Origin of the sequence: Streptococcus handemini (genome assembly GCF_040984445.1) — a bacterium.
Lineage (GTDB): Bacteria > Bacillota > Bacilli > Lactobacillales > Streptococcaceae > Streptococcus > Streptococcus handemini.
The window spans coordinates 1-1,308 of record NZ_JBFRYH010000119.1; the positions used below are offsets into that span (position 1 = coordinate 1).

A 1,308-nucleotide genomic window follows, 5' to 3' on the forward strand; every position below is an offset into this window, starting at 1 on the left:
AAGTTTGAAAAAAGTCAAAGTTAATTGAGCTATTGTTTACCCAAATTTTGGGCATACTAAAAAGAGGTCTTGAAACCTGATTTTTAAAATGAAACGACGTTAAAACCGTGTTGTTGTGCGTATCGAATAGCATCTTGAACAGACATTGTCTTGTCAGGGTTTCTGATTTCGGTTAAGCCTTGCAAGATTGGGTTGTAGTTTTCTTTCTTGAGAAGGACTTGGTATATAGCTACTAGCAGTCTGCGGCAGATAGCGATAATTGCTTTTCTGTGCCCACGACGTTTCTTGAGCTTGAGATATTTGTTTCGAAACTCTGGGTGTTTATCAGACTTGACAACAGCGTTCGCGATTTGGACGAGAAAGGGTTTAAGATATTTTCCACCTTTAGAAATGCGAGTTGAATATTTCTTCCCCGCACTTTCGTTGTTAGCAGGAACTAATCCCGCCCAAGAACAGAGTTTACCAGCAGTATCAAAGACGGTCATATCGACACCAATTTCAGAAATCAGACGTAGGGCAGAAAGTTGCTCTTTAAATCCAGGGACCGTTTGGATGAGTTTGACTTGTTCTTGGTATTCTCGACCAAGTTCACCTATCATCTGTTCTAAGTCCTCTTTACAGATAGTAAGTGCGTCGTAGTGGGCTTTGATAACTCTGATTTTCTCAGCTTGTTCAGGAGTTAAGTTGCCGTCCATAGCGATTTCCAAGTCTTGAACTTTATCCCTCATTCTCTTGTGAACTAACTGCTCTATGTTAGGTTTTTCCTCTGGATTGTCAAGGATACTCTTGATAATAGCTTGAGCACTTTTTCCGAAGACATCGGAAACGACACTTGCAATCTGGAGGTTAGACCAAGTGAGGCAGTTCTGGTAACGATTTTTCTCGCTGACTTGAAGTTGAGTTAACTTCATGCGATAGCGAAAGAGGTCACGAAGCTGTCTGATTTTAAGAGGAGGAGTAAAGCTGGAAGCGACGAGGTCGTGCTTGAAGAGGTCGGCAATCCACTGTGCATCTTTCTTGTCGGTCTTCTTGCCTCTGATAGCCTTCACATACTTGGGATGTGCCAAGCAAATGTTGCAGGAGCTTTCTAGGATATTGAAGATGGGAATCCAGTATTTCCCAGTAGATTCCATACAGACATCAAAGCAGGAATAGTATTCCAACCAATCTCGTAGCTGAACTAAGCCATTTGTAAAGGTTGAGAAACGTTTACGATGATAGCTAGTGATTCCTTGATTGTCGGTGATGGCAATAACCGCTACGATAAAGGTTTTATGCACATCGATGCCACAACAATTAGGGTAAACG

The 1,308-nt window shown here is 41.7% G+C and carries 1 protein-coding gene; it reads right to left on the minus strand.

Annotation, left to right across the window (positions count from 1 at the left end; all coding sequences use genetic code 11):
- Positions 1 to 83: 83 nt before the first annotated feature.
- The coding region (locus ABPH35_RS10790; RefSeq protein ID WP_368849824.1) for an IS110 family RNA-guided transposase at positions 84 to 1,308 on the minus strand (1,225 nt) is incomplete at its 5' end.